The organism is Pseudomonas sp. R62 (genome assembly GCF_000257605.1).
GTDB classification, from domain to species: Bacteria; Pseudomonadota; Gammaproteobacteria; order Pseudomonadales; family Pseudomonadaceae; genus Aquipseudomonas; species Aquipseudomonas atacamensis.
Genome location: NZ_JH635998.1, coordinates 1433642 through 1434825, shown reverse-complemented (window position 1 = coordinate 1434825; position 1184 = coordinate 1433642). Strand labels below are relative to the sequence as shown.

Genomic DNA, 1184 nt, shown 5'->3' with positions numbered 1-1184 from the left:
GTGGCATTTTCCGTGGCCAATATCGGCTTCGACATCTACAACCTGACGCAGGCAGAGAATCATGAGCAGCGAGCGCGGTTCTCCACGTCCCTGGCGTTCAACACGGCGGCGCTGGGTCTGGATCTTGTCGCCCTGGCAGCGGGCGGAACGGTGGGCGCGTTCGCCGCAGCGCTGGCCGTGCCGCTACTGGGCGTGGGTATCGGGGTGACCGCCATTGCCAGCAATCTCGGGCAGATCATGGACAAGGCTGCGGCCATCGGCGAGCACCTCTCGCAGATTCACGACGCTTATCAGCAATCTTACGAACGCGCTGGCGCGGTCTTGCAGTTCCCCGCACTGGCCGTGATTACCGAGGTGGATCTGCACAGCAGAAGGGTGGCGTTCGAGGGGCAGAAGTTTTACCCATGCAAGGGCAGTGCGCTGGAGCTGCCGCAGTACGACGATGATCCAGCCAGGCGACATGCCGCGATCAACATCCCCAGAGCCTTTCAACGGCCTGCTGTCGGCAGCGTCTGGGGGACGTTGCCCGAGGCGCTGGTGCTGCCCTGTTCACCCGTCTGTTACTACGGCTACGAATATCAGCTCGGCAGCGCTGGGGCCGTGCCTTTTTCCACGACCCGTTATCCGCGGTTGCATGACCGCCTGGCACATCAGCTGGAATATGACGCGCTCGGTAACCGGGTGTTTTACCTGTTCAGCACGCCGTTTGCGCCACACATCCTTTACAAGCTGCATCCGGTCTTCATGGCCACGACGATCAAGGTGCAGTTGAGCGCTGAGGTCAGCCAACTGGTGGTTCCGGACCTGCCACCAGAGTGGCGCGAGAAGATTGCCTACCGGATCACCGCGCCGCAGGGGCAATACCGGATTCGATTGGTGCCAGGCCTGCTGGCGGTGAATTTCGAACAAGCGCAGGGCTGGGAACGGGTGACATGGACGGTGCAAGCGTCCTGGGCCCGGGTCGAGCAGGTCAGATTTCGGGAAAAGCCACGGGACAGCATCGACAGCGCACCTGACATGCTGGTCGATGGCGTGGTGTTGAATCGTTTCGACGGTGTCATCGAGCTGGCCGAGGGGCTGTTCCGGATCGACTGGGCAGGCCTCAGCCTGCATCTGATCGGTGTTGTTCTCGACTACGAAAACGAAGCTGCGGATCAGCTGCGCAGCGCCGACATGACAGCCAG

General features: G+C 61.8%; 1 protein-coding gene. It reads left to right on the top strand.

The window, feature by feature from the left end; all coding sequences use genetic code 11:
• Positions 1-12 precede the first annotated feature (12 nt).
• Positions 13-1184 (top strand): TcdA/TcdB pore-forming domain-containing protein (locus tag OQK_RS31070; protein ID WP_274380844.1); only part of this gene is annotated, 1172 nt, incomplete at its 3' end.